The sequence below is a fragment of the Pseudomonas oryzae genome, assembly GCF_900104805.1.
Taxonomy (GTDB): domain Bacteria; phylum Pseudomonadota; class Gammaproteobacteria; order Pseudomonadales; family Pseudomonadaceae; genus Geopseudomonas; species Geopseudomonas oryzae.
The window spans coordinates 2,773,390-2,798,175 of sequence record NZ_LT629751.1 but is presented as its reverse complement, the minus strand read 5'-3'; the positions used below and the strand labels follow the sequence as shown (position 1 = coordinate 2,798,175).

The following is a 24,786-nucleotide window of genomic DNA, read 5'->3' as shown; positions in this document are numbered from 1 at the left end:
CCGTCCGCCTCAGCTTTTGAACGCCACCCGCCCGAAGCGGGCGCCGGGCGTCAGCGCGGTGATGGCGCGCAGGTGGTCGAGACGCAGCTGGCGTTGCGCGCCGGCTGCCTCCACCAGCAGCATTTCTTCCTTGTTCGGCAGCGTGCGGGTGTCCAGCGCCCGCGCGCTCAGCCAGCTGCCGTCGTCCAGTTCGATGCGCAGGCGATAGCCGTACAGGCAGGCGATTTCCAGATAGTCGTGTAGGTCGCAGGCCAGTGGCCGGTAGGTGCTGCTCATGGCGGGCCCCGCAGTTGTCGCATGGGTGCCTGCTCAGGCTAGCAGGTTTGCGTGTGCGGCAGGTCGATGACGGGAGGCACAAAGCAGACACCCGGCGCGAGGCCGGGTGTCGGTCGAGCGGGGTGGGCCTACTTGCCCTGCACGGCCTGGCCGTTGACCGTGCCCTGCTTGAGCATGATCTGGTATTCCTTGCCGTCCTTCTCCACCTGATGCAGGCGGACCAGCAGGTGGCCCCAGTCCTTGGCGAACCACAGCACGGTCTGGCGGTTGGACTTGGTGGGGTCGCGCACGCGCTCGACCTTGATCGCCTCGACCTGGCCGACCTCGGTCGGTACCTGCTCCACGCCGAGCACGCGGAAGTCGTAGGTCTCGATCTCGTCGCCGTCGAGCACCTGGTAGCTCAGGGTCTTCTTGCCGGTGGCGACGTCTTCCTGCAGCGCCAGCTGGTAGGTGGACTTGTCGAGCAGGCCGCTCTTGAGCACCAGCCGTACCGGATGGTCGCGGTCGATGCCGGTGACCAGCTTGCCCTTCCAGTCGAAGTCGTGGACGACCTTCTTGCTCTTGCCCAGACCGTTGCGCTCGAAGCGGTAGCTGATCGGCACGAAGCGCTGGTTGTCGTAGCGGAAGTGGCTTTCCTCGCTCAGCCCGGCGACCAGCATCGACGCCTGGAACACCAGCTTCCAGCTGCCGTCGGCACTCTGCTCCAGCTGGCGGGAGGCGCTGCCGCTGACCGGCATCTGCTGCCAGTCGGCGGTGTACTGGGCGTTGAACGGCTCCAGTGCCTGGGCTGCGCCGGGCAGGCCGCACAGCGCGAGGGCAAGCATTAGCGCGCGTCGCATGGCGAATCTCCTTGAGTTGCGGGTGCCCGCCACGGCCTCAGCGAGACAGTGGCAGGTCGCGGATCTGCTGGCCGCTGGCCGACAGGGGGGCGCCATCCAGTTCGGCACCCTGTTCGCCGAGGCGCAGGCGCCCTTCGGCGAACCAGCGCACCGCCAGCGGATAGATGTGATGCTCGCCGATCTGCACGCGGCTGGCCAGCGTCTGTGGCGTGTCGTCCGCGTGCACCGGGACCACGGCCTGTACGACCAGGGGGCCGCCGTCGAGTTCCTCGGTGACGAAGTGCACGCTGCAGCCGTGCTCGGCATCCCCCGCCTCCAGCGCGCGCTGGTGGGTGTGCAGGCCCTTGTAGCGGGGCAGCAGCGAGGGGTGGATGTTGAGCAGGCGGCCGGCGTAGTGACGGACGAAGCCGGGGCTGAGGATGCGCATGAAACCGGCCAGCACGACCAGGTCGGGCTGGTAGGCGTCGATCGCCTCGATCAGCGCGCCATCGAAGGCCTCGCGGCCTTCGAACGCCTTGTGATCCAGCACGGCGGTGGCGATGCCGGCGTTCTGCGCACGGACCAGGCCGTAGGCATCGGCGCGGTTGGAGATCACCGCGCGGATGCACGCCGGGTTACCCGCGCCCTGGCTGTCGATCAGCGCCTGCAGGTTGCTGCCGGAGCCAGAGATCAGCACCACCACATTGCAGGTATCGGCCATCAGTGCGCCTTCAGGTTGTTCAGCACCACGCGCTCGGCCTCGTCACCGCAGGTGGCGATGCTGCCGATTACCCACGGGGTTTCGCCTGCGGCGCGCAGGCTGGCCAGGGCGGCGTCGACCTGCTCCTGGGCCACGCAGATGACCATGCCGACGCCGCAGTTGAGCACGCGGTGCATCTCGCGCTCGTCGACGTTGCCGTTCTGCTGCAGCCAGTCGAACACCGCCGGGCGGGTCCAGCTGGCCACGTCGATGATCGCCTGGGTGCCGGCCGGCAGCACGCGCGGGATGTTCTCGGTCAGGCCGCCGCCGGTGATGTGGGCCATGGCCTTGACCGCGCCGGTCTCCTTGATCAGCTTGAGCAACTGCTTGACGTAGATGCGGGTCGGCGCCATCAGCAGGTCGGCCAGCGGCTGGCCGTCCAGCTGCACGCTCTCGATGTCGGCACCGGCGACCTCGATGATCTTGCGGATCAGCGAGTAGCCGTTGGAGTGCGGGCCGGAGGAGGGCAGGGCGATCAGCGCGTCGCCGGCGACCACCTTGGAACCGTCGATGATCTCGCTCTTCTCCACCACGCCGACGCAGAAGCCGGCCAGGTCGTAGTCCTCGCCCTCGTACATGCCCGGCATCTCGGCGGTCTCGCCGCCGACCAGCGAGCAGCCGGCCAGTTCGCAACCGGCGCCGATGCCGGTGACCACGGTGGCGGCCACGTCGACGTTGAGCTTGCCGGTGGCGTAGTAGTCGAGGAAGAACAGCGGCTCGGCGCCGCACACCACCAGGTCGTTGACGCACATGGCGACCAGATCCTGGCCGATGCTGTCGTGCTTGTTGAGGTTCAGCGCCAGGCGCAGCTTGGTGCCGACACCGTCGGTGCCGGAGACCAGCACCGGCTGCTTGTAGCCGGCGGGGATTTCGCACAGGGCGCCGAAGCCGCCCAGACCGCCCATCACTTCAGGGCGCGCGGTGCGCTTGGCCACGCCTTTGATGCGTTCGACCAGTGCTTCACCAGCGTCGATGTCAACACCGGCGTCCTTGTAGCTCAGGGAGGGTTGCTTGCTCATGAATACGGGCCTTTGAGGGAAGTGCAGGAAAGCGCGCGATTCTAGCATTCTCGCGAGATAGCGGCCATCCGGGCGGTTGCCGCGATCCAGACGGCTGTTTAAGGTATAGGCTTTGTTCATGGCGCGCGCCGGATGCGCGCCCTTCCCCTGCCGAGATGCCCGCATGCGCCTGTTCGCCCGACTGTTTGCCTTCTGCCTGTTGTTCGCCACCCTGTCGGCCGGTGCCGCGCAGGTCGAGGGCCTCTACGAGGTACGCGAACCGGTAGCCTCGCAGGATCAGGCCGAGCGCGCCGCGGCGATGAGCCGCGCCCTGCAGACTCTGGTGGTGCGCCTGACCGGCAAGCGCGAGGCGGCCCAGGACAGTCGTCTGCAACCGCTGCTGGCCGATCCGGAGCAACTGGTGCAGCAGTACGTCTACGAGTCCGGTGAGCCTGTCACCCTGTCGGTGGTGTTCGATCCGGTGCTCAGTCAGAACGCCCTGCGCGGCGCCGGGCTGACCCTGCTGAATAGCGAGCGCGCCAGTGTGCTGGCCTGGTGGCTGACCGAGGGCGAGGGTGGCAGCACCCTGCTGGCCGAGGGGCTGGAGGGGGCCGAGGCGCTGCGCGGCGCGGCGAGCAACCGCGGTGTGGCGCTGAGCCTGCCGCTGGGCGATCTCAACGAGCAGCTGCTGGCCAATGCCGAGACTCTGCGCGGCAGCGATGCCCAGGCGCTGCAGGAGGCTTCCGCGCGCTATGCCGCCGACGCCCTGCTCGCCGTGGTGGCGCGTCCCGGCAACGATGGCTGGCAGGGCGACTGGCAGCTGTGGCTGGGCAGCGACAAGGTCGGTGGCAGCAGCCGGGGGGCGACCCAGGCGGCGCTGGCCGATGCGCTGATGCTGGATGTCAGCGAGCAGCTCGCCGCGCGCTTCGGCAAGGGCGGCGCCGCGCAGGCCCTGACTCTCGAGGTGCAGGGCAACGATCTGGCCCGTTACGCCGCCCTGCAGCGTCTGCTCGCGCCTTTCGCCCCGCGCCTGCAGGCTGTGGACGGCGCCACGCTGGTCTACCAGGTGGATGCCAGTCCGGAGCAGCTGCGGGCGCAGCTGCAGCTCGGCCGTCTGCACGAGGTGCCGGCGGCGAGTGTGCCGGTCGACGCCCAAGCGGCGCCGGTGCAGCCCATGCAGGTGCCGGCCGCCGACGCCAAGCGCCTGCGCTTTGCCTGGTAAGCGCACGGCCCGCGGGCCGGTTCGGGGATGCAACGGAGTGTGCCCATGTTGAGCGATTCACGCAGCTGGCTGGGGCTGGTGGCCCTGGTCCTGATCGGCTGGCTGATCCATCAGCTGCAGCCGGTGCTGATGCCGTTCCTGGTCAGCCTGCTGCTGGCCTACCTCGGTGACCCGTTGGTCGACCGTCTGGAGGCGCGCGGCCTGTCGCGTACCTGGGCGGTGGTCGCGGTGTTCAGTCTGTTCAGCCTGATCCTGCTGGCCATGCTGCTGGTGCTGCTGCCGCTGCTCGGCAAGCAGCTGGTGCGCCTCTACGAGCTGGCGCCGCAGATGCTCGACTGGCTGCAGGGCACGGCGCTGCCCTGGCTGCAGCAGCAGCTCGGTCTGCGCGCCGACTTCTGGCGCTTCGACCGCCTCAAGGTCATGTTCGCCGAACACCTCGGCCAGGCCACCGACATCGCCGGCCTGCTGCTCTCCCAGGTCACCGCCTCGAGCCTGGCCCTGCTGGCCTGGCTGGGCAACCTGCTGCTGATCCCGGTGGTGAGCTTCTACCTGCTGCGCGACTGGGATGTGATGCTTGCCCACCTGCGCAACCTGCTGCCGCGCCGCCGCGAGGGACTGGTGGTGCTGCTCGCCGGCGAATGCCACGAGGTGCTCGGCGCCTTCCTGCGCGGCCAGTTGCTGGTGATGCTGACGCTGGCGCTGGTGTACGCCGGCGGCCTGATGGCCGTCGGCCTCGAGCTGGGCCTCTTGATCGGCCTGCTCGCCGGCCTGGCCAGCATCGTGCCGTACATGGGCTTCGTGGTCGGCATCGGTGCGGCGCTGGTGGCGGCGCTGTTCCAGTTCGGTCTCGACTGGTATCCGCTGCTCGGCGTGCTGGTGGTGTTCACCGTCGGTCAGTTGCTCGAGGGCATGTGGCTGACCCCGCTGCTGGTCGGCGATCGCATCGGCCTGCATCCGGTGGCGGTGATCTTCGCCATCCTCGCCGGCGGCCAGCTGTTCGGCTTCACCGGCGTGCTGCTGGCCCTGCCGGTGGCGGCGGTGATCATGGTGCTGCTGCGCCATGTGCACGACTTCTATAAACTGTCGGCACTTTACGGAGAGTCGGGTGGCGGCTCGCAGGAGTCGTCGGAGTCCCCATGAAACCCATCCAGCTGCCCCTCGGTGTGCGTCTGCGCGACGACGCCACCTTCGCCAACTACTACCCCGGCGCCAATGCGGCCGCCCTGGGGTACGTCGAGCGCATGTGCGAAACCGACGCCGACTGGGCGGAGAACCTCATCTACCTGTGGGGGGCGCCCGGCGTCGGCCGCAGTCACCTGCTGCAGGCGGCCTGCCTGCGCATGGAGCAGTTCGGCGGCCGTGCGGTCTACCTGCCGCTGGATGCAGTGGCCATGTACGGCCCGCAGCTGCTCGACAACCTCGAGCAGTGCGACCTGGTGTGCATCGACGAGGTGGACCTGGTGGCCGGTCATCCGACCTGGGAAGAGGCGCTGTTCCACCTGTTCAACCGTTTGCGCGACGCCGGCCGCCGACTGCTGCTGTCGGCCTCGGCACCGCCGCGCGAGGTGCCGATCAAGCTGCCCGACCTCAAGTCGCGGCTGACCCTGGCCCTGGTGTTCCAGCTCCATGGCCTGTCCGACGAGGACAAGCTGCGCGCCCTGCAGCTGCGTGCCTCGCGCCGCGGTCTGCACCTGACCGACGAAGTCGGCCGCTTCATCCTCACCCGCGGCTCGCGCAGCATGAACTCATTGTTCGACCTGCTCGAGCAGCTCGATCACGCCTCGCTGCAGGCGCAGCGCAAGCTGACCATCCCGTTCCTCAAGGAAACCCTCGGCTGGTGAGGCTGGTGCAGGGTGGGTTAGCCGCAGCGCGGCGTAACCCGCCACCGATGCCGTCAGGCATCGTGATGGCCAGCCTGACGGACTAATCCCCCCCTTACGCTCACTCCCCCGCCAGCTTGCGCTGGTACTGGTAGCTCCAGCGCGTGTAGAGCAGGGCGCTGCAGAACAGCAGGGTACTGACCGCCGCCTCAAGGCTGCCGTAGAGCAGCCGCCCCGGCTCGAAGGCGGTCACCACGCCCTGGATGAAGTACAGGTTGAGCACATAGCACGCCCAGGCATGTGCCCGCACGTTGCCGAGCAGGATGCCGGGGGTGACTATCGCCAGCGGCAGCAGATGCACGCCGAGGATCACCCAGGGGCGCGCGCCGTGCAGGTCGACGATCAGCAGGTACCAGACGCCGAGCAGGGCGATCAGGGCGACGAGCAGCGCCAGGCTCAGCCAGCGCGCCAGGCGCATGCGGGGCTCCAGCCAGTCCAGCGCCGGCAGCGGTTTGTTCTTTCTGGCCATCTCAGCTCCCCAGTTTCAGCGCGGTCTGCGCCAGGCGCAGGCCCAGGGCGCGGCACAGTGCGCTCTCGTGCTCGTCGAGCGGGCGTTTGCCATCGGCTCCGGCATGGTGGCTGGCGCCGTAGGGCGTACCGCCGCCACGGGTTTCCAGCAGGGCGCTCTCGCTGTAGGGCAGGCCGCAGACCAGCATGCCGTGGTGCAGCAGCGGCAGCATCATCGACAGCTGGGTGCTTTCCTGGCCGCCGTGCAGGCTGGCGGTGGAGGTGAACACGCCGGCCGGCTTGCCGACCAGTTCGCCGGTCAGCCACAGGCTGCTGGTGCTGTCGAGGAAATGCTTGAGCGGTGCGGCCATGTTGCCGAAGCGGGTCGGGCTGCCGAGGACCAGCCCGGAGCAGTGCTTGAGGTCGTCGAGGCTGGCGTAGATGGCGCCTTCCTCGGGGATTTCCGGGGCCACCGCCGCGCATTCGGGGGAAACCGCCGGCACGCAGCGCAGGCGCGCGGTCAGGCCGCCCTGCTCGACGCCGCGGGCGATCTGCCGGGCCATCTCGGCGGTGGCGCCGTGGCGGCTGTAGTAGAGCACCAGGATATAGGGTTCGCTCACGGCAGCAGCTCCAGCACACGCTCCGGCGGCCGGCCGACCACCGCCTTGTCGCCGGCGACCAGGATCGGCCGCTCGATCAGGCGCGGATGCTCGGCCATCGCGTCGATCAGCGCCGCCTCGTCGAGCGCCGGATCGTCGAGGTTGAGTTCCTTGTACAGCTCCTCGCCACTGCGTAGCAGCTGGCGCGCGCTGTAGCCGAGCTTGCCGAGCAGTGCGCGCAGCTCGCTCGCTGACAGCGGGGTGTCCAGGTAGCGCACCACCTGCGGCTGCAGGCCGCGCGCTTCGAGCAGTTCGAGCGCGCCACGGGATTTCGAGCAGCGCGGGTTGTGGTACAGGATCAGTTCGGTCATGTCGGTTGGCCCGTGGATGGGGGAGGGCGCTATTCTAACCGGGTCGGCCACTACCCCAGAACCATCCGGGTGGTCGTGAGGAGCCAAGGAGAGGGAATGCTCGAACTGTTGCAGGCGATCCGGGGGTTCGTGGTGCATCTGTACCGGAACTTCTTCGCCGATCGCATTCCACAGAGTGCGGCGGCGCTGACCTACACCACCCTGTTCGCGGTGGTGCCGATGATGACGGTGACCTTCGTCATGCTCGCCGCGGTGCCGGCGTTCCGCGATCTGGGCGAGCCGATCCAGGCCTTCATCTTCCGCAACTTCGTGCCCGCGGCCGGCGAGCAGGTACAGCAGTATCTGCGCGAGTTCAGCAGCCAGGCCCGCGAGCTGACCTGGATCGGCGTCGGTGTGCTGCTGGCCACCGCGCTGCTGACCCTGCACACCGTCGAAGGCGCGTTCAACCAGATCTGGCGCGTGCAGCGGGCGCGGCGCGGGCTGTCCAGCTTCCTGCTCTACTGGGCGATCCTCAGTCTCGGTCCGTTGCTGCTCGGCGCCGGTTTCGCCGCCAGTACCTACGTCACCTCGCTGGAGCTGCTTTCCGGCCCGCATGCGTTGCCCGGGGCGGCGACCCTGCTGGCGCGGATGCCGCTGTTCACCGGCATAGCCGCCTTCACCCTGCTCTACGCGGCGGTGCCCAATACCCGTGTGCCGCTTGCCCATGCGCTGCTCGGTGGCTGCTTCACGGCGCTGCTGTTCGAGGCGGCGAAGGCGCTGTTCGCCCTCTATGTCAGTCTGTTTCCCACCTATCAGCTGATCTACGGCGCCTTCTCCGCCGTGCCGCTGTTCCTGCTGTGGATCTACCTGGGCTGGCTGATCGTCCTGCTCGGTGCCGAGCTGGTCTGCCATCTGGGCGATGCGCCCGCCTGGCGCGGCAATTCCCGACCGGCGCTGGTCAACCTGCTGGGGCTGCTGGCGCAGTTGCACGCCCGCCAGTTGAGCGGGCGCGCGCTGTCGCGTGCCGCCCTGACGCGCACCGGCTGGGCATTGAGCGAGGACGAGTGGGGGCGGCTGATCGGCTTTCTCGAGCGCGAGCGCGTGGTCAGCGCCACTGGTGCTGGCGACTGGGTGCTGTGTCGTGATCTGTCGCAGCTGTCGCTGGAGCAGTTGCTGCAGCGCTGGCCGGAGCCGTTGCCGCGCGCGCTGCCGGAGCGTCTGCCGGAGGGCTTGCAGGCCCACTGGTATCCGCGTCTGCGGGACGGCCTGCTGGCGCTGGCGCAGGCCCGGGAGGCGCAGCTGGGGGGCAATCTGGCCGACTGGCTGCGCGAGCCGGCCGCGGGCGAGCCGCTCAGTTCAGCTGCGGATTGATCGGCTGGACGAAGATGTCCTCGACCTTGATGGTCTGCGGGGCGACGGCGCTGCGCAGGCGCAATTCGACGCCTTCGAGTTTCTGCTTGACCGGCAGGCGCGCGACCCCGGAGAGCAGGATGCGCTGCTGTGGATCGATGCGGCCGTGATCGACCGATACTTCGCGTTGCTGGTCGCCGTCGCGGTAGCTGACCAGCAGCGACACCGGCAGATCGCTGAGACCCGGCAGGTGCAGCCAGGCGGCGACTTCCAGTTCGACCATGCGGCCGTCGAGCGCCGTGTTCTGCGGTCGGGCCGCTGCCAGTTGCGGGGGAGTCAGCGCGTGCAGCAGCTGATCCTGGTTGGAGAACATACAAACCTCCGGGGCGTGGATTCGTGACCGGCATTATGGCCAGGCTCGGGCCGGGAAACTGTGCCGCAGGGCCAGGCCGCGGGTGACCGGTTGCGCACTTTGCGTGTCCCGCGATGCCGATGCAGCCTTTGCTGCCGGGACGGGCTTTCGGCTAAGGTCGTGCTGCTGCGCCGCGGCGGGCGCGGGGGGGAGGGGGAGCGGATGATGCGAAAGCTATGGGGGCGGGCACTGGCGTGCGCTGTCGTGTTGCTGCTGGCGGCTTGTGGCGAGCCGGACTGGGGCGTCGACCAGCATGGCCGGCAGGTCGCGGCGGCGCAGCTGGAGGGGCGCTGGCTGGTGGTCAACTATTGGGCCGAGTGGTGCGGCCCCTGCCGCAAGGAGGTGCCGGAGCTCAATCGCTTGGCGGAGGAGATGGCGTCGCGACCGCTCCGGGTGCTTGGCGTGAACTTCGATGCCCTGCAGGGCGATGAGCTGCGCAAGGCCGCCGAGACCCTGGGGATCCGCTACACCAACCTGGCCAGCGATCCCGGGCCGCGGTTGGGGCTGACGGCGAGTCAGGTGTTGCCGGTGACCTGGCTGATCGATCCGCAGGGGCGAGTGCGCGAGCAGCTGACTGGCGAACAGACGGCCGAGGGACTCAGGGCGAGGCTGGCGGCGCTGGGCGCGCCGCTCTGAGGCCGGGGGCGCCTCAGTCGCTGCTGTCGTGATCGCTGGCGATGCGTCCGGCGTCCTTGCGCAGGGCCTGGATCAGCTCCTCCTGCAGCTCTGGATCGTTGCGGGTCAGCTCGATCAGACTCTGCTCCAGCTCGCTGGCTTCCTCTTCCAGGCCCAGCTCGGCCAGGCGCTTGACCCGGTACACCCAGTGCGCCACCTCGGCGTCCTCGAGATCCTCGTAGATCAGTCGGTGGGCTTCGCTCAGCCGGCCGCGCAGGGCCTGGCTGACCAGCAGGGTGACCTCGGCATGGACCTGGTCCTGCGGGTCTTCCACGTGCAGTTCGAGTCTGTCGAGGTGCCGCAGCTCCTGCTCGGCGAAGGGGCCTTCCAGCAGGTTCAGGCTCAGCACGCCGTTGCGGTTGGTGGTCAGCTCGTAGGTCTGCCGGCCGGCGCGCACCTGCACCGGGCGTTCGGCCCAGGGCAGGCTGGAGTACTCCAGGCGCGTCTCGCCCTGCTGCTCGTCCAGGGTGGTCAGGTTCTGCTGGGAGCGGCCGTTGGACTCGACGTTCAGCAGCGGGTTGAGGCCGGCGAAGCCGTAATCGATCCAACCGCGGGTGGCGCTGTCCGGCAGGCTGCCGAGCAGCACGACGTTCAGCGCGTTGGCGCCGACCCCGGCGACCACCGCCAGTGCGCCCAGCGGGATCTCGTAGAGCTCCCGCCACGGCTGGTAGGGGGTGTAGCGCTGATAGCGGCGCGTCACCTCGAAGGGCGTGACCTCGAAGGTCTTCTGGTCCTGGATGCGGATGCGGCGCTGCGGCAGGTCGAGCACCAGCGGGCTGCCGGCGTCGATCTGCAGGCTGTGGTCGAGCAGCTTGCGTTCGACGCGCTCCTCGATGTCGCTGCGCTGCGGCAGCTGGTTGGCACAGCCGGTGAGGAACACGGCGCCGCACAGGGCGGCGCCGGCAAGGCGATGGCAGCGTCTGGGCATGATCTCGGTTAGCGGTTGAGGCGGGCAGCGAGGAACGCCTGGATATCGGCGAGCGGTACGCTCTGCGCTTCGCTGTCGCGGCGGCCCTTGTATTCCAGAACCGACTCGGCCAGGCCGCGTTCGCTGACCACGATGCGGTGCGGGATGCCGAGCAGTTCCATGTCGGCGAATTTGACGCCCGGACTGGTCTTCTTGTCACGGTCGTCGAACAGCACCTCGTAGCCGGCGGCGCTCAGTTCGGCGTACAGCTTGTCGGCGGTTTCCTTGACCGCGGCGTTCTCGTACTTCATCGGCACGATGGCGATCTGGAACGGCGCCAGCGCCTCCGGCCAGAGGATGCCGCGCTCGTCCCAGTTCTGCTCGATGGCGGCTGCCACCACGCGGGATACGCCGATGCCGTAGCAGCCCATGATCAGGGTCACCGGCTTGCCGTTCTCGCCCAGTACCGAGACGTTCAGCGCCTGGCTGTACTTGGTGCCGAGCTGGAATATGTGGCCGACCTCGATGCCGCGCTTGATCACCAGGCTGCCCTGGCCGTCCGGGCTCGGGTCGCCCTCGACCACGTTGCGCAGGTCGGCGACTTCCGGTAGCGGCAGGTCGCGCTCCCAGTTGACGCCGAAGTAGTGCTTGTCGTCGATGTTGGCGCCGATGGCGAAGTCGCTCATCAGGGCCACCGAGCGGTCGACGATGCACGGGATCGGCAGGTTCAGCGGGCCGAGCGAGCCGGCGCCGGCGCCGATGGCGGCGCGCAGTTCGGCCTCGGAGGCGAACACCAGCGGGCTGGCCACCCGTTCGTGATTGGCGGCCTTGATCTCGTTGAGTTCGTGGTCACCGCGCACGATCAGGGCGATCAGCTTGCCTTCCTCGGCGGCATGCACCACCAGGGTCTTGACGGTCTTCTCGATCGGCAGGCCGAACTGCTGGACCAGGTCGTCGATGGTCTTGGCCTTGGGAGTGTCGACCAGACGCATCTCCTCGCTGGCGGCACCGCGCGCCTTCTCGCGCGGGATGGCCTCCGCCTTCTCGATGTTGGCCGCGTAGTCGGAGCTGTCGCTGAAGGCAATGTCGTCTTCACCGGAGTCGGCCAGCACGTGGAACTCGTGGGAGCCGGTGCCGCCGATCGAGCCGGTGTCGGCCTGCACCGGACGGAAGTTCAGGCCCAGGCGGGTGAACACGTTGCAGTACGCCTGGTGCATGCGGTCGTAGGTTTCCTGCAGCGACTCCTGGGTCATGTGGAAGGAGTAGGCATCCTTCATCAGGAACTCGCGGCCGCGCATCAGGCCGAAGCGCGGGCGGATCTCGTCGCGGAACTTGGTCTGGATCTGGTAGAAGTTGATCGGCAGCTGCTTGTAGCTGTTCAGCTCGTTGCGCGCCAGGTCGGTGATCACTTCCTCGTGGGTCGGGCCGACGCAGAAGTCGCGCTGGTGGCGGTCCTTGATGCGCAGCAGCTCGGGGCCGTACTGCTCCCAACGGCCGGACTCCTGCCACAGCTCTGCCGGCTGGATGGCCGGCATCAGCACCTCCAGCGCGCCGGCGGCGTCCATTTCCTCGCGCACGATCCGCTCCACCTTGCGCAGCACGCGCAGGCCCATCGGCAGCCAGGTGTACAGGCCCGAGGCCAGCTTGCGGATCATGCCGGCGCGCAGCAGCAGCTGGTGGCTGATCACCACGGCGTCGGCGGGAGTTTCCTTGAGGGTCGAGATCAGATACTGGCTGGTACGCATGGGCAGGACGATCCGGTTTCGCTGAACGGAAAAATGCCCGCATTGTAAGGGGCTTGGGGGGGCGGCGTACAGGCGAGCGGGCGCAAGTCGCGGGGCTGCTCGGGAACAGGCTGGCGGTCGGGATAGGCAAAAAGAAACCCGGCCGAAGCCGGGTTTCTTTTTGCCGAGGCAGCAGCCGGATTACAGGATATCCAGCGGGTACTCGGTGATCACGCGGATTTCGTCGAGGTCGTTGCCCAGAGCCGCGTTGCCGGCGCTGTTGGCGCGCCAGGTGGAGTGGCGCACGCGGATCGACAGGTCCTTGGCGGCACCTTCCTGGACCACGTACTTGGCTTCCAGGTTGCGCTCCCACTCTTCGCCACCCTTGCCGAAGTAGGTGTAGGCGCCAGTCGGGTCGGCCTTGGTGCCGTCGATGTCGTCGCCGGTCAGGTAGCGGGCCATGAAGGTCAGGCCCGGCACGCCGAAGGAGGCCATGTCCAGATCGTAACGGATCTGCCAGGACTTCTCGTTCGGGGCGTTGAAGTCGGAGTACTGCACCGAGTTGGCCAGCCAGATGGAGTCGCCGGCGTTGCGGCCGTCCATGGAGATGTAGTCCATCGGCTCGTCGCCGTCGACTTGCTGATGGGCCAGGGTCAGCTTGTGCGCGCCGAAGGAGTAGGCGGCGGACAGCGACCAGGCAGTGGTATTGATGTCGCCGGCCTTGGAATCACCGGTGTCGCTGGTGTCGTAGACGTTGGCGTCGAAGGTCAGTGCCTGGTCATCGCTCAGCGGCAGCTTGTAGTTCAGGTTGGCGTAGTACTGGTTCCACACGTCTTCCAGCTGGGCGCCGAACAGGGTGGCGCTGAAGTTGTCGCTGAAAGCGTAGGTGCCGCCCAGGTAGTCGGCGCTGTTGGCGGAGAAGCCGATGCCGTCATAGGCGGTGGTGATTTCGCCGTCGCTGTTGGTTTCGCGGCTGCCGTCGCGGATGGCGGTGAAGTGACCGGCGTCGAGGCTCAGGTTGTCGATCTCGCTGCTCAGCAGCTGGAAGCCGGTAGCGGTGCCCGGGAACAGACGGGCAGTGCCGGTGGCGAACACCGGAGAGGTCGGGATCAGGTTGCCGTACTTCAGCTCGGTGTTGGAGACGCGCACCTTGACTGCACCACCGGCGTAGGAATAGTCGTCCTGAGCGCGGCCGTCCTCGCTGGAGGTGGGCAGCAGGCCGGTGCCGCTGGTGCCACCACCGCTGTCCAGCTTGATGCCCAGAGCGCCATGGGCGTCCACGCCGAAGCCTACGGTGCCCTGGGTGTAGCCGGACTCGAAGGTCGCCAGCACGCCGTGGGCCCACTCTTCGCGGTAGCTCTGGCCACCGGTGTTGTTACGGAAGTCGCGGTTGAAGTAGTAGTTCTTGTTCAGCAGAACCAGGTTGCTGTCTTCGACGAATCCGTTCGACTCGGACTGTGCGCTGGCCATGGCCAGTTGGGAGGAAGCGGCGGCCACGGCCACTGCGATGATGCTCAACTTCTTCAGTTGCATAAGGAATTGCCCCTAGGTTTACGAAGTGCTTTTTCCCTGCCCGTACTGCTGCAGGGCTGTACTTTCTTTTTGTCGGCACGGACTTATAGCATGCCGCTCAAGTTCGACGATAGTTCTAGAGCACCTCATCTTCCAGTCTTCGATCACCGGACGCGCTAAGCAGTACCTTCGAGGCAATCTTCCGCGCTTAAGACTGCGTTAAGCCGGTCCCCCGAGAATCTCCCCAGTACCCTAGAGGGGAGATCTGATTCATGGCACCGCTTCAGGCAGGTCGGGACGACTTTCTGGCGACGATAGGTGCGGGTGGCGAACTCGCGTTGCATCTGGCTATGCAAGAGCCGTGCACAAAACGTCGCAAGCAGCTGGAAAATTTCATCGGCAGCCGTTTTGCCGAGCAGTACGGGGCGCGGGTGCGGCACTTCATGCCTTGCCTGCTGGGCCTCTACGACGACGCGCAGCAGCTGCAGGCCGCGTTGGGCGTGCGCTGCGGGCAGCAGGGCGCACTGTTCCTCGAGCACTATCTGGATGCCCCGGTCGAGCAGTGCATCGCCGAGCTTGCCGGTGGCGCGCAGCCCTCGCGCGGGCGGATCGCCGAGGTGGGTAATCTGGCCGCCATTGGTGCCGGTCACGCCCGGTTGCTGATCGTCGCCCTCACCGATCTGCTGGCGAGCGCCGGTTTCCGCTGGGTGGCGTTCACCGGTACGCCGGTGCTGCTCAACAGCTTTCAGCGTCTGGGCCTGAGTCTCCTGCATCTGGGCGCGGCCGACGGCCGGCGCCTCGGGGATGAGCTGGCTGACTGGGGCAGCTACTACGCTACCCAGCCGCAGGTGATGGTCGGCGATGTGCTGGCCGCGCACCAGCGGCTGCAGGCCCTAGGCATCTACCGGCGCCTGGGCTACCAGGCGCGTCACGCTCTGGACGGGGAGTTCGCCCATGTCGCCTGTGGTTGAGCGCTTCTGGCAGCAGTTGGCCAGCCACGGCGAGCGGATCGCCCTGCATGATGGCGAACGCACCTGGAGCTATACGGATCTGCTCGGCGAAGTGGGCATCCGCGAGCTGCTGCTGCGCCAAAATGGGGCGCGGCGCCTGGCGATTGCCCTGGATAATGGCCCCGAGTGGCTGTTCTGGGACCTCGCGGCGCTGCTGGCCGGCGTGGTCTGCGTGCCCCTGCCCGGTTTCTTCTCGCCGTCGCAGCAGCGTCATGTGCTGGACAGCGCCGGCATCGATACCCTGGTCACCGCCGACCCGCACGGCTTCGTCGCCCTGGAGTTCGTCCAGCAGGGCGAGCTGTGCCGCCGCGAGGTACCGGCAGCGGCGCCGCTGCCGCCGGGCACGGCGAAGATCACCTACACCTCCGGCACCACCGGCCAGCCCAAGGGCGTCTGCCTGTCCGCCGAGGCCATGCTGGGCGTGGCGCAGAGCATCGCCGATGCCACCGCGGGCAGCGGTATCGAGCGACACCTGTGCGTGCTGCCGCTGGCGGTGCTGCTGGAGAACCTGGCCGGCAACTATGCGCCGCTGCTGCTCGGCGCCTGCCTGGAGACTCCTTCGCTGGCCTCGGTCGGCATGCGCGGCGCCAGCCAGTTCGAGCTGCCGGCCTTCCTCGCCACCCTGGCGCGCGTGCGCCCGAGCAGCCTGATCCTGCTGCCGCAGCTGTTGCTGGCACTGGTTGGCGCCGCCGAGCGCGGCGTTGCGCTGCCAGACTCGCTGCACTTCATCGCCGTCGGCGGCGGTCGGGTGGCGCCGCAGCTGCTGGAGCGCGCCGAGGCGCTGGGTCTGCCGGTGTTCGAGGGCTACGGCCTGTCCGAGTGCGCCTCGGTGGTCTGCCTGAATACCCCCGAAGCGCGGCGGATCGGCACGGTTGGCCGCCCGCTGGCGCATCTCGAGGTGTGCCTGGCCGACGATGGCGAGGTGCTGGTGCGCGGCGCGACCTTCCTCGGCTATCTCGGCGACCCCGTGCGGCCGGGCGAATGGCTGGGCACCGGCGACCTGGGCCACTGGGACGACGGCTTCCTGGTCCTGCACGGACGCAAGAAGCACCAGTTCGTCACCTCCTTCGGGCGCAACGTCAACCCCGAGTGGGTGGAGGCCGAGCTGGTGCAGCGCCTGCCGATCGCTCAGGCCTGGCTGCATGGCGAGGCGCTGCCGGCCAACGTCGCGGTGCTGGTGCCTCGCGGCGGTGCCAGCGATGCCGCGCTGCAGGCGGCGGTCGACGAGGTCAACGCCGGCCTGCCGGACTACGCCCGCGTGCACCGCTGGCTGCGTGCCGCCCAGCCCTTCGGCGAGGCCAACGGCCTGGCCACCAGCAACGGTCGGCTGCGTCGTGCCGCCCTGTTCGACCATTACCGCCAAGCCATCGACTGCCTGATGGCCGACTCGAGCGTCTAGAGGATCCGCATCCATGAATTTCTTCGACACCCTGCAGCAACAGACCCAGGCCGAGCGCGACTACCTGCTGGCGGCGCCGATCTTCGCCGAGGTCAAGGCCGGACGGATCACCCTGGAGAGCTACCTGGCCTTCCTCGGCCAGGCCTACCACCACGTCAAGCATACCGTGCCGCTGCTGATGGCCTGCGGTGCGCGCCTGCCGGAGCGCCTGGAATGGCTGCGCGAGGCGATCGCCGAATACATCGAGGAGGAGTACGGCCATCAGGAGTGGGTGCTCAACGACATCCGCGCCTGTGGCGGCGACGCCGAGGCGGTGCGCAACGGTACGCCCAGCCTGCCGACTGAGCTGATGGTCAGCTACGTCTACGACCGCATCGCCCGTTGCAATCCGGTGAGCTTCTTCGGCATGGTCAACGTGCTGGAGGGCACCAGTATCGCCCTGGCCACCGAGGCGGCGGCGATCATCCAGGACCGCCTGCAGCTGCCGGCGCAGGCATTCAGCTACCTGACCTCGCATGGCAGCCTGGACATCAGCCACGTGGCGTTCTTCGAGAAGCTGATGAACCGCCTCGAGGATGCCGACGACCAGGCCGCGGTGATCCACACCGCCAGGGTGGTCTACCGCCTGTACGGCGACATGTTCCGCAGCCTGCCGCTGCAGCAGGAGAGCCAGCATGCAGCTGTCTGAGTGCCGCATCCTGCTCACCGGCGCCACCGGCGGCATCGGTCAGCAGCTGGCCGAGCGGCTGAGTCGCAGCGGCGCGCGCCTGCTGCTGGTGGGGCGCCAGGCCGAGCGTCTGGAGCTCCTGGTCAGGCAGTGTCAGGGGCGGGCCGAGGCGGTCTGCGCCGACATCACCGACGGCGCCGGGCGCGAGGCGGTGCTGCAGGCCGCGCGGCGCATGGGCGGCGTCAACCTGCTGATCAACGCCGCCGGGGTCAACCACTTCAGCCTGCTCGAGCAGCACGACGAGGAGGCCATAGCCGCGCTGGTGCAGCTCAACGTCACCGCCACCCTGCAGCTCACCCACCGGCTGCTGCCGATGCTGCGCCAGCAGGAGCAGGCGATGGTGGTCAACATCGGCTCGACCTTCGGCTCCATCGGCTATCCCGGCTTCGCCGCCTACTGCGCCAGCAAGTTCGCCCTGCGCGGCTTTTCCGAGGCGCTGCGCCGCGAGCTGGCCGACACCCGGGTCAAGGTCCTGTACATCGCGCCGCGCGCCACCCGCACCAGCATGAACGAGCAGAGCGTGGTGGCGATGAACGACGAGCTGAAGGTGGCCATGGACGAGCCGGCCTGGGTGGCCGAGGCGGTGGTCGCCGCCATCGGCCACGAGCGCGAGGAGCTGTATCTCGGCTGGCCGGAAAAGCTCTTCGTGCGTCTCAACAGCCTGTTGCCGCGCGTGGTCGACCAGGCACTGCGCAAGCAGCTGCCGATCATCCAGCGCTTCGCGCGCGGCAAGCCCTGATTCCTTCCCGGAGTGGAGAAGAACATGTCGAAATCCTTCCTGTGCAACCTGGTCCTCGGCGGCGCGCTGCTGCTCAGCCTGCCGAGCTTCGCCCTCACCGCCGGCGGCGAGCAGAATCTCAGGCAGCTGCAGAGCCGCTGGGCCGAGATCAACTACCAGCTGCCGGAGGCGCAGCGCGAGGCGGCCTTCGCCAGGCTGGCCGGCGAGGCCGAGACGATGACCAGGGCCGAGCCGCAGGCAGCCGAGCTGCTGATCTGGCGCGGCATCATCCTCAGCACCTGGGCGGGCGCCAAGGGCGGCCTGGGCGCGCTGGATCTGGTCAAGCAGGCGCGCGGCCAGTTCGAGCAGGCGATCAAGCTCGATCCCAAGGCCCTCGACGGCTCGGCCTACACCAGCCTCGGCTCGCTCTACTACCAGGTGCCGGGCTGGCCGGTCGGCTTCGGTGACGACGAGCGCGCCGAGCAACTGCTGAAGCAGGCGCTGAGCCTCAATCCCGACGGCATCGATCCCAACTACTTCTATGGCGATTTCCTGCTCCGCGAGAAGCGCTATGCCGAGGCCGAGCAGGCGCTGCAGAAGGCCCTCGCCGCGCCGCCGCGCCCGGGGCGCGAAGTGGCCGACGCCGGTCGCCGCCAGGAAGCCCAGGCGCTGCTGGACAAGGCCCGGGCCAAGCTGCACTGATCGCCCGCAGGGACCGAGCGCCGGGCCGGCGAGGGTGCGATACTCTCGCCGGCCCGGCGTTTTGCCGTGGCCGCAGGAGCCGAAGCGAGGAGCGGGAATGCGGATATTGCTGGTAGAGGATGATCAGGCGCTGGGCGAGGGCATTCGTACCGCGCTCAAGCCCGAGGGCTACACCGTGGACTGGTTGCAGGACGGTGCCAGCGCCTGGCATGCCCTCAGCCACGAGAGCTTCGAGCTGTGCGTGCTCGACCTCGGCCTGCCACGCATGGACGGCCTCGAAGTGCTGCGCCGCCTGCGCGGCGCCGGCAATGCGACGCCGGTGCTGGTGCTGACCGCCCGCGATGCCACCAGCGACCGCATCGCCGGGCTGGATGCCGGGGCCGACGACTACCTGGTCAAGCCGTTCGACGTCGCCGAGCTCAAGGCCCGCCTGCGCGCCCTGCTGCGGCGCAGCTTCGGCCGCGCGCAGTCGGTGCTGGAGTACCGTGGCATCCGCCTGGAGCCGGACAGCCAGCAGGTCACCTACCAGGGCGTGCCGGTCAACCTGCCGCGCAAGGAGTTCCTCCTCCTTCACGAACTGCTCGCCCAGCCGGGGCGGGTGCTGACCCGCGACAAGCTGCAGCAGGTGCTCTACGGCTGGGACGAGGAGGTGGAGAGCAACGCCCTCGAGGTCCACGTGCACCACCTGCGCAAGAAGTTCTTCCCCGAGCTGATCCGCACCGTGCGCGGCGTCGGCTATCTGGTGGACAAGGCATGAGGCTGCGCTCGATCCGCACGCGCACCCTGGCGCGGGTGCTCGGCGTGCTCGCCCTGGCGCTGACGCTGATTTCCTGGCGCAGCTACAGCGACGCCCAGCACGAGATCGAGGAGCTGTTCGACGCCCAGCTGGCGCAGAGCGCGCGCCTGCTCGAGGGCATGGTCGGCCGCGATCCCTCCCCGGAGATCCGCGCCGCCATGCAGCAGGCGCTGGATGCCGCGCTGCAGGTCCGCGACGACCCCGAGGGGCCGGCCGCGTTGGCCGAGGGCCACCGCTACGAGACCAAGCTGGCCTTCCAGGTGCTCGACCAGCAGGGCCAGGTGCTTCTGCAGTCGGCCAGCGCGCCGCCGGCGCTGCTGGCCAGCCTGCTGCAGCAGCGGGGCGCGGTGGGCGAGGGCCTCGCCGGCGGCGTCAGCCTGTCCACCCTCGGCGAGCGGCTTTCCGGCTATCACACGGTGGCCCTGGGCGATGCGCACTGGCGGCTGTTCGTGCGCCAGGACCTGGCCGACCGCCACTGGATCCTGGTCGCCGAGCGTGAGGACGTGCGCGGCGAACTGGTCGGCAAGATCACCCTGCGCAGCCTGTTGCCCGATCTGATCGGCCTGCCGCTGCTGGCGCTGCTGGTGTGGTCGGCGATCGGCCTGGGTCTGCGTCCGCTGGAGCAGGTGGTCGGCCTGATCAAGGCGCGCGACGCGGAGAATCTCGCGCCGCTGACCCTGGCACCGCTGCCGCAGGAGCTGGAGCCGATGGTCGCCGCGCTCAATCGCCTGCTGCTGCAGGTCACCAGCCTGCTGGAGCGCGAGAAGCGCTTCCTCGCCGACGCCGCCCACGAACTGCGCACGCCGCTGGCGGTGCTGCGCATCCACGCGCAGAACGCCCTCGAGGCGCCGGAGGCCGCCGACCGCGAGGCGGCCCTGCAGCAACTGGTGGCCGGCGTCGAACGCGCCACCCGGGTGGTCAACCAGCTACTGACCCTGGCGCGCCTGGAGCCGGATGCCCGCCAGCTGGCGATGGTCGAGCTGGACCTGGCGGCCTACCTGCGCCAGGAGCTGGCCGAGCTCATCCCGCTGGCGCTGGAGCGCGAGCAGGAGCTGAGCTTCGACTGTGACGAGGCCGCCGACTGCCGCCTGCGCGGCGATGCGCCGAGCCTCGGCATCCTCCTGCAGAATCTGGTCGGCAACGCCGTGCAGTACACGCCGAGCGGGGGGCGCATCGCCGTCACCCTGCAGGCCGAGGCCGGGCGCCTGTGCCTGCGGGTGGCCGACAGCGGCCCCGGCGTGCCGGCCGAGCAGCGCGAGCGGCTGTTCCGCCGCTTCTACCGCCAGGGCGCGGGGCAGGGCGCCGGGCTCGGACTGTCCATCGTGCAGCGCATCGTCGAGCTGCATCGCGGCGAGATCCTCCTCGGCGAGGCCGAGCTCGGTGGGCTGCTGGTCGAGGTGTGGCTGCCGCGCAATCTGCCGGCGGAGCGCTGAGGGATTCTCGGCGGGCCGCGCCGGGCCAGCTGTGGCACACTGGCGCGCATCGCCATCCCACCTCAAGGAGACGCCGGCATGTTTGCCCTCGACTCGCGCCTGGAGCAGGACACCCTGCACATGGGCGACTTCCCGCTGTGCCGCCTGCTGCTGATGAACGACGCCAGCTACCCCTGGTTCATCCTGGTGCCGCGCCGCGAGGAGGTCAGCGAGCTGTTCCAGCTCGACGCCGCCGACCAGCGCTCGCTGTGGCGCGAGACCACCCTGCTCGCGGAACTGCTCAAGGACATCTTCAAGGCCGACAAGATGAATGTCGCCACCCTCGGCAACGTGGTCAGCCAGCTGCACATGCACGTCATCGTGCGCCGGCGCAGCGACGCCGCCTGGCCGGCGCCGGTGTGGGGGCGCCAGCCGGCGGTGCCCTACAGCGAGGAGCAGGTCAAGGAGGTACGCGCCAAGCTGCGTCTGGTGCTCGACCCCGAGGACTTCCGCTTCGCCCCGGAGGCCCAATGAGCCTGGAAATGCGCGTCACCGAGCTGGAAACCCGCCTGGCCTTCCAGGACGACACCCTGCAGCAGCTCAGCGACGAGCTGCTCGCCCAGGGGCGCCTGATCGAGCGCCTGCAGCGCCAGGTCGAGGCGTTGGCCGCGCGCCAGGCCGAGCTGGTCGGGCAGATCGGCCCGGCCGAGGACGAGGCGCCGCCGCCGCACTACTGAGATCGAGCAGCCGAAAACAAGGAGCCCGCCATATGGCGGGCTCCTTGTTTTCGGCGCGAGGCTACTCAGTCCTCGAGGATCACCACGTCTTCGGCCTGCAGGCCCTTGTCGCGCTGGGCCACGGTGAACTCCACGCGCTGGCCCTCGACCAGCACCCGGTGGCCCTCGCCGCGGATGGCGCGGAAGTGCACGAAGATGTCATCGCCGTCGTCGCGGGAGATGAAACCGAAGCCCTTGGAGGTGTTGAACCACTTGACCGTGCCGCGCGAGCGCGCACCGCTCGGCTCGCCGCGGCTCACCGGCTTGGCAGCGGGCGCCGCGGGGCGGGGCGCCACCGGCGCCTTGGCCGGCGGTACGGCTGCGCTGACCGGGGCAGCGGCAGGGGCCGCCCGGCCGGGCAGCAGCTGGACCACGGCGGCGGCGGCGATGGCCAGCAGGGTCAGCAGCACCACCGGCAGGCCGGCCAGGCTGTCCAGCGGCACCAGCGAGGCCAGGCACTGCAGGCCCACGGCGAGCACCAGCAGGGCGCTGGCCAGACGCTGCAGACGGCGGCCGGCGGCGTCGGCCAGCGGGGCGACCAGCAGGTTGGCCAGGCCGGTGAAGGCCAGGTACAGGGCCTCGGGCTGCTGCAGCCAGGGCTGGGCGTCGGCGCGCAGGCTGGGGACGAAGGACAGCAGCAGGGCCGCCGCGCCCGAGAGAAGATGGACGGTTTTCAGAATGCTCAATTGATTCACCTTGGCAAAATACAGACTGCAGAGAAAGTGGCCGGACATGACAACTGGCGAGAGGAAGGAGGGAAACGCCAATACATGCAGAGGGTGCCGGACGGCGCCGGAGCGAGCCGAAGAGGGTTGCGAAGCGGCTCGGTGAAGACGCGGACGCTATTTAACCGTAAAGGTGGATACGGCTCAATCGGGCCATTTTGCCAGGTGATGCGGATGAGCGGCTGGCCAGCGTGCGCCGGCCAGCCGCGAGCGGTCACAGTGCGGCGGCGATGGCCTGGCCGACTGCCTGGGTCGAGGCGTTGCCGCCCAGGTCGCGGGTCTTCGGCCCGCTGTGGATGACCTTCTCGATGGCGGCGAGGATGCCGTCGTGGGCGGCGCGATAGCGCTCGTCGCCGTTGCCGAGGAAGTCGAGCATCAGCGCGCCGGACCAGATCATGGCGATCGGGTTGGCGATGTTCTGCCCGAAGATGTCCGGCGCCGAGCCATGCACCGGCTCGAACAGCGACGGGAAGCGGCGCTCCGGATCGAGGTTGGCCGAGGGTGCGATGCCGATGGTGCCGGCGCAGGCCGGGCCGAGGTCGGAGAGGATGTCGCCGAACAGGTTGGAGGCGACCACCACGTCGAAGCGCTCCGGCTGCAGCACGAAGCGCGCGCAGAGGATGTCGATGTGCTGCTTGTCCCAGGCGATGTCCGGGTACTGCGCGGCCATCGCGGCGACCCGCTCGTCCCAGTAGGGCATGCTCACCGCCATGCCGTTGGACTTGGTGGCGGCGGTCAGGCGTTTGCGCTCGCGGGTCTGCGCCAGGTCGAAGGCGTACTTGAGGATGCGGTCGACGCCGCGGCGGGTGAACACCGACTCCTGTACCACGAACTCGTGCTCGGTGCCCTCGAACATGCGCCCGCCCAGCGAGGAGTACTCGCCCTCGGTGTTCTCGCGGATCACCACGAAGTCGATGTCGCCCGGCTCGCGGCCGGCCAGCGGGCAGGGCACGCCGGGGAACAGGCGCACCGGGCGGATGTTGACGTACTGGTCGAAGTCGCGGCGGAACTTGAGCAGCGAGCCCCACAGCGAGATGTGGTCGGGCACCTTGTCCGGCCAGCCGACCGCGCCGAAGTACAGGGCGTCGAAGTCCTTGAGCCGCGCGAACCAGTCGTCCGGCATCATCTGGCCGTGTTCCAGGTAGTAGTCGCAGCTGGCCCAGTCGATGGTCTCGAACTCGAGGTCGAGGTTCCACTTGCGCGCCGCGGCCTGCACCACGCGCAGGCCCTCGGGCAGCACTTCCTGGCCGATGCCGTCGCCGGGAATGGCGGCGATTCTGAATGTCTTGCTCATGGTCTGGTCCTCACTGGTTGGACGGGGGAGGTGCCAGGCATGCTATAAGGCATAGATCGATAGATAATCTGCCTATCCGTTGATTCATTGAGCATGATTCGTGAATAGTCTGCCGCCCCTTGAGGACCTGCGCGTCTTCGTCCTGGTCGCCCGGCGCAGCAGCTTCGCCGCCGCCGCGGCCGAGCTGAACGCCTCGCCGGCCTTCGTCAGCAAGCGTGTGCGCCTGCTCGAGGACAACCTCGGCGTGCGCCTGCTGCACCGCACTACCCGACGGGTGGCGATCACCGAGGACGGCGAGCGGGTCTACCACTGGGCACAGCGCATCCTCGACGCCATGCAGCAGATGCAGGAAGAGGTGTCGGCGCTGCACCAGGAGCCGCGCGGCCAGCTGCGCATGGTCAGCAGCTTCGGCTTCGGCCGGCGCTACCTGGCGCCGGCGATCGCACAGCTGTCCGCCCGCTACCCGGAGCTGGACATTCGCTTCGACGTCCATGACCGCCTGGTCGACCTGGTCGGCGAGGGCGTCGACCTGGACATCCGCGTCGGCGACGAGATCGCCCCCGAGCTGATCGCCCGCCAGCTGGCGCCCAACCACCGCATCCTCTGCGCCGCGCCGGCCTACCTGGCCCGCCACGGCGAACCGCGCAGCCTGGCCGAGCTGGCCGGGCACGCCTGCCTGCTGATCAAGGAGCGCGACCACCCGTTCGGCGTCTGGCGCCTGCAGGGCCCGCAGGGCGAGGAGAGCGTCAAGGTCACCGGCAGCCTCTCCTCCAACCACGGCGAGATGGTCCACCAGTGGGGCATCGACGGCTGCGGCATCCTCCTGCGCTCCTGGTGGGACGTGCGCGACAGCCTGCGCAGTGGTCGCCTGGTGCACATCCTCCCCGACTACCGCCAGCCGGCAAACATCTGGGCGGTGTACGCCGCCCCGCTGGCCAGCTCGGCCAAGGTGCGCGTCACCGTGGAGTTCCTGCGCGGCTACTTCGCCCAGCACTACGACGCTGCCGAGTAGGGCGCGCGCCCTGCTTTCCACTATCCCAGGTCTTCGGCTGCCGGCATGCGGTGGCCTGGTCGTGCTCGGGCAGAACTCATGCTTGGCGGATAAAAATAAAAACCCATGTTGCTATTGGTAAAATTTTATGTGAGATTTTTTACAAATAAGAACAAAGACGCCCTCATGGCGTACCCGACCGCCGTCGCGCGCCAGCGCCCGGCAGGAGTCCAGGCATGGCTAGCTATTCCTGTCCCGTTACGTGCGTTTTCCGAAGGCCCGGCCCCGGTCGCCCGGCACTCTCCC

The 24,786-nt window shown here is 68.6% G+C and carries 28 protein-coding genes; 15 read left to right on the top strand and 13 right to left on the bottom strand.

Features of this window, described 5'->3' with window-relative positions:
- Window positions 1-9 precede the first annotated feature (9 nt).
- The 4 genes from BLT78_RS12635 to purM all read right to left on the bottom strand — a co-directional run bounded on the left by BLT78_RS12635 (window position 10) and on the right by purM (window position 2,873).
- Window positions 10-276, bottom strand: a complete 267-nt coding sequence (locus BLT78_RS12635) for a Rho-binding antiterminator (protein WP_090349311.1) — start codon at window positions 274-276, stop codon at window positions 10-12.
- A gap of 128 nt (window positions 277-404) precedes the next feature.
- On the bottom strand, window positions 405-1,115 hold the full coding sequence (locus BLT78_RS12630; RefSeq protein ID WP_090349310.1) for a DUF3108 domain-containing protein: 711 nt from the start codon (window positions 1,113-1,115) through the stop codon (window positions 405-407).
- Window positions 1,116-1,152: 37 nt separating this feature from the next.
- On the bottom strand, window positions 1,153-1,815 hold the full coding sequence (gene purN, locus BLT78_RS12625) for a phosphoribosylglycinamide formyltransferase (RefSeq protein WP_090349309.1): 663 nt from the start codon (window positions 1,813-1,815) through the stop codon (window positions 1,153-1,155).
- Window positions 1,815-2,873, bottom strand: coding sequence for a phosphoribosylformylglycinamidine cyclo-ligase (gene purM, locus BLT78_RS12620; protein ID WP_090349308.1), 1,059 nt, complete (start codon window positions 2,871-2,873; stop codon window positions 1,815-1,817). Before purM ends, purN begins: the two co-directional genes overlap by 1 nt.
- Before the next feature lie 163 nt (window positions 2,874-3,036).
- Here purM and BLT78_RS12615 point away from each other — a divergent pair, with 163 nt between their 5' ends.
- Genes BLT78_RS12615 through hda form a run of 3 tightly spaced genes read left to right on the top strand, consistent with a single transcriptional unit; the run spans window position 3,037 to window position 5,915 of the window.
- On the top strand, window positions 3,037-4,074 hold the full coding sequence (locus BLT78_RS12615; RefSeq protein WP_090349307.1) for a DUF2066 domain-containing protein: 1,038 nt from the start codon (window positions 3,037-3,039) through the stop codon (window positions 4,072-4,074).
- A 48-nt stretch (window positions 4,075-4,122) separates the two neighbouring features.
- The gene (locus BLT78_RS12610) at window positions 4,123-5,214 is read left to right on the top strand and encodes an AI-2E family transporter (RefSeq protein WP_090352288.1); all 1,092 of its coding nucleotides are present in this window, start codon (window positions 4,123-4,125) and stop codon (window positions 5,212-5,214) included.
- Window positions 5,211-5,915, top strand: coding sequence for a DnaA regulatory inactivator Hda (gene hda / locus BLT78_RS12605; protein WP_090349306.1), 705 nt, complete (start codon window positions 5,211-5,213; stop codon window positions 5,913-5,915). The genes BLT78_RS12610 and hda overlap by 4 nt, the downstream gene beginning before the upstream one ends.
- A gap of 100 nt (window positions 5,916-6,015) precedes the next feature.
- Here hda and BLT78_RS12600 read toward each other — a convergent pair whose 3' ends face one another.
- The 3 genes from BLT78_RS12600 to arsC are packed head-to-tail and all read right to left on the bottom strand — an operon-like array spanning window position 6,016 to window position 7,371.
- The gene (locus BLT78_RS12600; protein ID WP_090349305.1) at window positions 6,016-6,423 is read right to left on the bottom strand and encodes a DUF2069 domain-containing protein; all 408 of its coding nucleotides are present in this window, start codon (window positions 6,421-6,423) and stop codon (window positions 6,016-6,018) included.
- A 1-nt stretch (window position 6,424) separates the two neighbouring features.
- Window positions 6,425-7,021, bottom strand: coding sequence for an NAD(P)H:quinone oxidoreductase (wrbA, locus tag BLT78_RS12595; protein WP_090349304.1), 597 nt, complete (start codon window positions 7,019-7,021; stop codon window positions 6,425-6,427).
- Window positions 7,018-7,371 carry an arsenate reductase (glutaredoxin) gene (gene arsC / locus BLT78_RS12590; protein WP_090349303.1) on the bottom strand — a complete coding sequence of 118 codons (354 nt, stop codon included), beginning with the start codon at window positions 7,369-7,371 and terminating at the stop codon, window positions 7,018-7,020. The genes wrbA and arsC overlap by 4 nt, the downstream gene beginning before the upstream one ends.
- Window positions 7,372-7,467: 96 nt before the next feature.
- Here arsC and BLT78_RS12585 point away from each other — a divergent pair, with 96 nt between their 5' ends.
- A complete protein-coding gene (locus BLT78_RS12585) occupies window positions 7,468-8,721 on the top strand; it encodes a YihY family inner membrane protein (RefSeq protein ID WP_090349302.1) in 1,254 nt (417 codons plus the stop codon).
- On the opposite strand, the gene BLT78_RS12580 is transcribed toward BLT78_RS12585, so the two are convergent.
- Window positions 8,702-9,073 (bottom strand): hypothetical protein, encoded by a 372-nt coding sequence (locus BLT78_RS12580; RefSeq protein ID WP_090349301.1) that lies wholly within the window; start codon window positions 9,071-9,073, stop codon window positions 8,702-8,704. The two genes, BLT78_RS12585 and BLT78_RS12580, sit on opposite strands and share 20 nt — an antisense overlap.
- Before the next feature lie 201 nt (window positions 9,074-9,274).
- On the opposite strand from BLT78_RS12580, the gene BLT78_RS12575 reads away from it, so the two are divergent.
- The gene (locus tag BLT78_RS12575) at window positions 9,275-9,748 is read left to right on the top strand and encodes a TlpA family protein disulfide reductase (RefSeq protein WP_408003084.1); all 474 of its coding nucleotides are present in this window, start codon (window positions 9,275-9,277) and stop codon (window positions 9,746-9,748) included.
- 13 nt (window positions 9,749-9,761) lie between these two features.
- On the opposite strand, the gene BLT78_RS12570 is transcribed toward BLT78_RS12575, so the two are convergent.
- The 3 genes from BLT78_RS12570 to BLT78_RS12560 form a co-directional block, all read right to left on the bottom strand.
- A complete protein-coding gene (locus BLT78_RS12570) occupies window positions 9,762-10,715 on the bottom strand; it encodes a hypothetical protein (RefSeq protein ID WP_090349300.1) in 954 nt (317 codons plus the stop codon).
- Between the two features lie 8 nt (window positions 10,716-10,723).
- Window positions 10,724-12,439 (bottom strand): proline--tRNA ligase, encoded by a 1,716-nt coding sequence (locus BLT78_RS12565; protein ID WP_090349299.1) that lies wholly within the window; start codon window positions 12,437-12,439, stop codon window positions 10,724-10,726.
- A 180-nt stretch (window positions 12,440-12,619) separates the two neighbouring features.
- Window positions 12,620-13,951 carry an OprD family porin gene (locus tag BLT78_RS12560; protein WP_090349298.1) on the bottom strand — a complete coding sequence of 444 codons (1,332 nt, stop codon included), beginning with the start codon at window positions 13,949-13,951 and terminating at the stop codon, window positions 12,620-12,622.
- A 251-nt stretch (window positions 13,952-14,202) separates the two neighbouring features.
- Between BLT78_RS12560 and BLT78_RS12555 the strand changes: the two genes are divergently transcribed.
- The 9 genes from BLT78_RS12555 to BLT78_RS12515 all read left to right on the top strand — a co-directional run bounded on the left by BLT78_RS12555 (window position 14,203) and on the right by BLT78_RS12515 (window position 21,431).
- On the top strand, window positions 14,203-14,901 hold the full coding sequence (locus BLT78_RS12555) for a thermostable hemolysin (RefSeq protein WP_090349297.1): 699 nt from the start codon (window positions 14,203-14,205) through the stop codon (window positions 14,899-14,901).
- The gene (locus BLT78_RS12550) at window positions 14,885-16,339 is read left to right on the top strand and encodes an AMP-binding protein (protein WP_090349296.1); all 1,455 of its coding nucleotides are present in this window, start codon (window positions 14,885-14,887) and stop codon (window positions 16,337-16,339) included. Before BLT78_RS12555 ends, BLT78_RS12550 begins: the two co-directional genes overlap by 17 nt.
- 13 nt (window positions 16,340-16,352) lie before the next feature.
- Window positions 16,353-17,027 (top strand): TenA family transcriptional regulator, encoded by a 675-nt coding sequence (locus BLT78_RS12545; protein ID WP_090349295.1) that lies wholly within the window; start codon window positions 16,353-16,355, stop codon window positions 17,025-17,027.
- Window positions 17,014-17,805: an SDR family oxidoreductase gene (locus tag BLT78_RS12540; protein WP_090349294.1), complete on the top strand. Its 792-nt coding sequence runs from the start codon at window positions 17,014-17,016 to the stop codon at window positions 17,803-17,805. The genes BLT78_RS12545 and BLT78_RS12540 overlap by 14 nt, the downstream gene beginning before the upstream one ends.
- Before the next feature lie 24 nt (window positions 17,806-17,829).
- Window positions 17,830-18,486 carry a TRAP transporter TatT component family protein gene (locus BLT78_RS12535; protein WP_090349293.1) on the top strand — a complete coding sequence of 219 codons (657 nt, stop codon included), beginning with the start codon at window positions 17,830-17,832 and terminating at the stop codon, window positions 18,484-18,486.
- A gap of 97 nt (window positions 18,487-18,583) precedes the next feature.
- Complete coding sequence (locus tag BLT78_RS12530) at window positions 18,584-19,243, top strand: response regulator (RefSeq protein ID WP_090349292.1); 660 nt, start codon at window positions 18,584-18,586, stop codon at window positions 19,241-19,243.
- Window positions 19,240-20,715 carry an ATP-binding protein gene (locus BLT78_RS12525; protein WP_172830791.1) on the top strand — a complete coding sequence of 492 codons (1,476 nt, stop codon included), beginning with the start codon at window positions 19,240-19,242 and terminating at the stop codon, window positions 20,713-20,715. Before BLT78_RS12530 ends, BLT78_RS12525 begins: the two co-directional genes overlap by 4 nt.
- Window positions 20,716-20,793: 78 nt before the next feature.
- Window positions 20,794-21,228 carry an HIT domain-containing protein gene (locus tag BLT78_RS12520; protein WP_090349291.1) on the top strand — a complete coding sequence of 145 codons (435 nt, stop codon included), beginning with the start codon at window positions 20,794-20,796 and terminating at the stop codon, window positions 21,226-21,228.
- Window positions 21,225-21,431 (top strand): SlyX family protein, encoded by a 207-nt coding sequence (locus BLT78_RS12515; protein ID WP_090349290.1) that lies wholly within the window; start codon window positions 21,225-21,227, stop codon window positions 21,429-21,431. Before BLT78_RS12520 ends, BLT78_RS12515 begins: the two co-directional genes overlap by 4 nt.
- Window positions 21,432-21,496: 65 nt before the next feature.
- Here BLT78_RS12515 and BLT78_RS21825 read toward each other — a convergent pair whose 3' ends face one another.
- Both BLT78_RS21825 and BLT78_RS12505 read right to left on the bottom strand, forming a co-directional pair.
- The gene (locus BLT78_RS21825) at window positions 21,497-22,150 is read right to left on the bottom strand and encodes a cold-shock protein (RefSeq protein WP_090352283.1); all 654 of its coding nucleotides are present in this window, start codon (window positions 22,148-22,150) and stop codon (window positions 21,497-21,499) included.
- Between the two features lie 259 nt (window positions 22,151-22,409).
- A complete protein-coding gene (locus BLT78_RS12505) occupies window positions 22,410-23,489 on the bottom strand; it encodes a tartrate dehydrogenase (protein WP_090349289.1) in 1,080 nt (359 codons plus the stop codon).
- Between the two features lie 100 nt (window positions 23,490-23,589).
- Between BLT78_RS12505 and BLT78_RS12500 the strand changes: the two genes are divergently transcribed.
- Window positions 23,590-24,501 (top strand): LysR substrate-binding domain-containing protein, encoded by a 912-nt coding sequence (locus BLT78_RS12500; RefSeq protein ID WP_090349288.1) that lies wholly within the window; start codon window positions 23,590-23,592, stop codon window positions 24,499-24,501.
- Window positions 24,502-24,786 lie beyond the last annotated feature (285 nt).

Bases quoted from the DNA above. Each gene is read 5' to 3' on its own strand.
- BLT78_RS12575 (WP_408003084.1), top strand. From the start codon at position 9,275: ATGATGCGAAAGCTATGGGGGCGGGCACTGGCGTGCGCTGTCGTGTTG.
- BLT78_RS12630 (WP_090349310.1), bottom strand. From the start codon at position 1,115: ATGCGACGCGCGCTAATGCTTGCCCTCGCGCTGTGCGGCCTGCCCGGC.
- arsC (WP_090349303.1), bottom strand. From the start codon at position 7,371: ATGACCGAACTGATCCTGTACCACAACCCGCGCTGCTCGAAATCCCGT.
- BLT78_RS12615 (WP_090349307.1), top strand. From the start codon at position 3,037: ATGCGCCTGTTCGCCCGACTGTTTGCCTTCTGCCTGTTGTTCGCCACC.
- purM (WP_090349308.1), bottom strand. From the start codon at position 2,873: ATGAGCAAGCAACCCTCCCTGAGCTACAAGGACGCCGGTGTTGACATC.
- BLT78_RS12550 (WP_090349296.1), top strand. From the start codon at position 14,885: ATGTCGCCTGTGGTTGAGCGCTTCTGGCAGCAGTTGGCCAGCCACGGC.
- BLT78_RS12565 (WP_090349299.1), bottom strand. From the start codon at position 12,439: ATGCGTACCAGCCAGTATCTGATCTCGACCCTCAAGGAAACTCCCGCC.
- BLT78_RS12520 (WP_090349291.1), top strand. From the start codon at position 20,794: ATGTTTGCCCTCGACTCGCGCCTGGAGCAGGACACCCTGCACATGGGC.
- BLT78_RS12635 (WP_090349311.1), bottom strand. From the start codon at position 276: ATGAGCAGCACCTACCGGCCACTGGCCTGCGACCTACACGACTATCTG.
- BLT78_RS12560 (WP_090349298.1), bottom strand. From the start codon at position 13,951: ATGCAACTGAAGAAGTTGAGCATCATCGCAGTGGCCGTGGCCGCCGCT.
- BLT78_RS12585 (WP_090349302.1), top strand. From the start codon at position 7,468: ATGCTCGAACTGTTGCAGGCGATCCGGGGGTTCGTGGTGCATCTGTAC.
- hda (WP_090349306.1), top strand. From the start codon at position 5,211: ATGAAACCCATCCAGCTGCCCCTCGGTGTGCGTCTGCGCGACGACGCC.
- BLT78_RS12525 (WP_172830791.1), top strand. From the start codon at position 19,240: ATGAGGCTGCGCTCGATCCGCACGCGCACCCTGGCGCGGGTGCTCGGC.
- BLT78_RS12530 (WP_090349292.1), top strand. From the start codon at position 18,584: ATGCGGATATTGCTGGTAGAGGATGATCAGGCGCTGGGCGAGGGCATT.
- BLT78_RS12600 (WP_090349305.1), bottom strand. From the start codon at position 6,423: ATGGCCAGAAAGAACAAACCGCTGCCGGCGCTGGACTGGCTGGAGCCC.
- BLT78_RS12515 (WP_090349290.1), top strand. From the start codon at position 21,225: ATGAGCCTGGAAATGCGCGTCACCGAGCTGGAAACCCGCCTGGCCTTC.
- BLT78_RS12555 (WP_090349297.1), top strand. From the start codon at position 14,203: ATGGCACCGCTTCAGGCAGGTCGGGACGACTTTCTGGCGACGATAGGT.
- BLT78_RS12535 (WP_090349293.1), top strand. From the start codon at position 17,830: ATGTCGAAATCCTTCCTGTGCAACCTGGTCCTCGGCGGCGCGCTGCTG.
- BLT78_RS12505 (WP_090349289.1), bottom strand. From the start codon at position 23,489: ATGAGCAAGACATTCAGAATCGCCGCCATTCCCGGCGACGGCATCGGC.
- BLT78_RS12540 (WP_090349294.1), top strand. From the start codon at position 17,014: ATGCAGCTGTCTGAGTGCCGCATCCTGCTCACCGGCGCCACCGGCGGC.
- BLT78_RS12545 (WP_090349295.1), top strand. From the start codon at position 16,353: ATGAATTTCTTCGACACCCTGCAGCAACAGACCCAGGCCGAGCGCGAC.
- purN (WP_090349309.1), bottom strand. From the start codon at position 1,815: ATGGCCGATACCTGCAATGTGGTGGTGCTGATCTCTGGCTCCGGCAGC.
- BLT78_RS12570 (WP_090349300.1), bottom strand. From the start codon at position 10,715: ATGCCCAGACGCTGCCATCGCCTTGCCGGCGCCGCCCTGTGCGGCGCC.
- BLT78_RS12580 (WP_090349301.1), bottom strand. From the start codon at position 9,073: ATGTTCTCCAACCAGGATCAGCTGCTGCACGCGCTGACTCCCCCGCAA.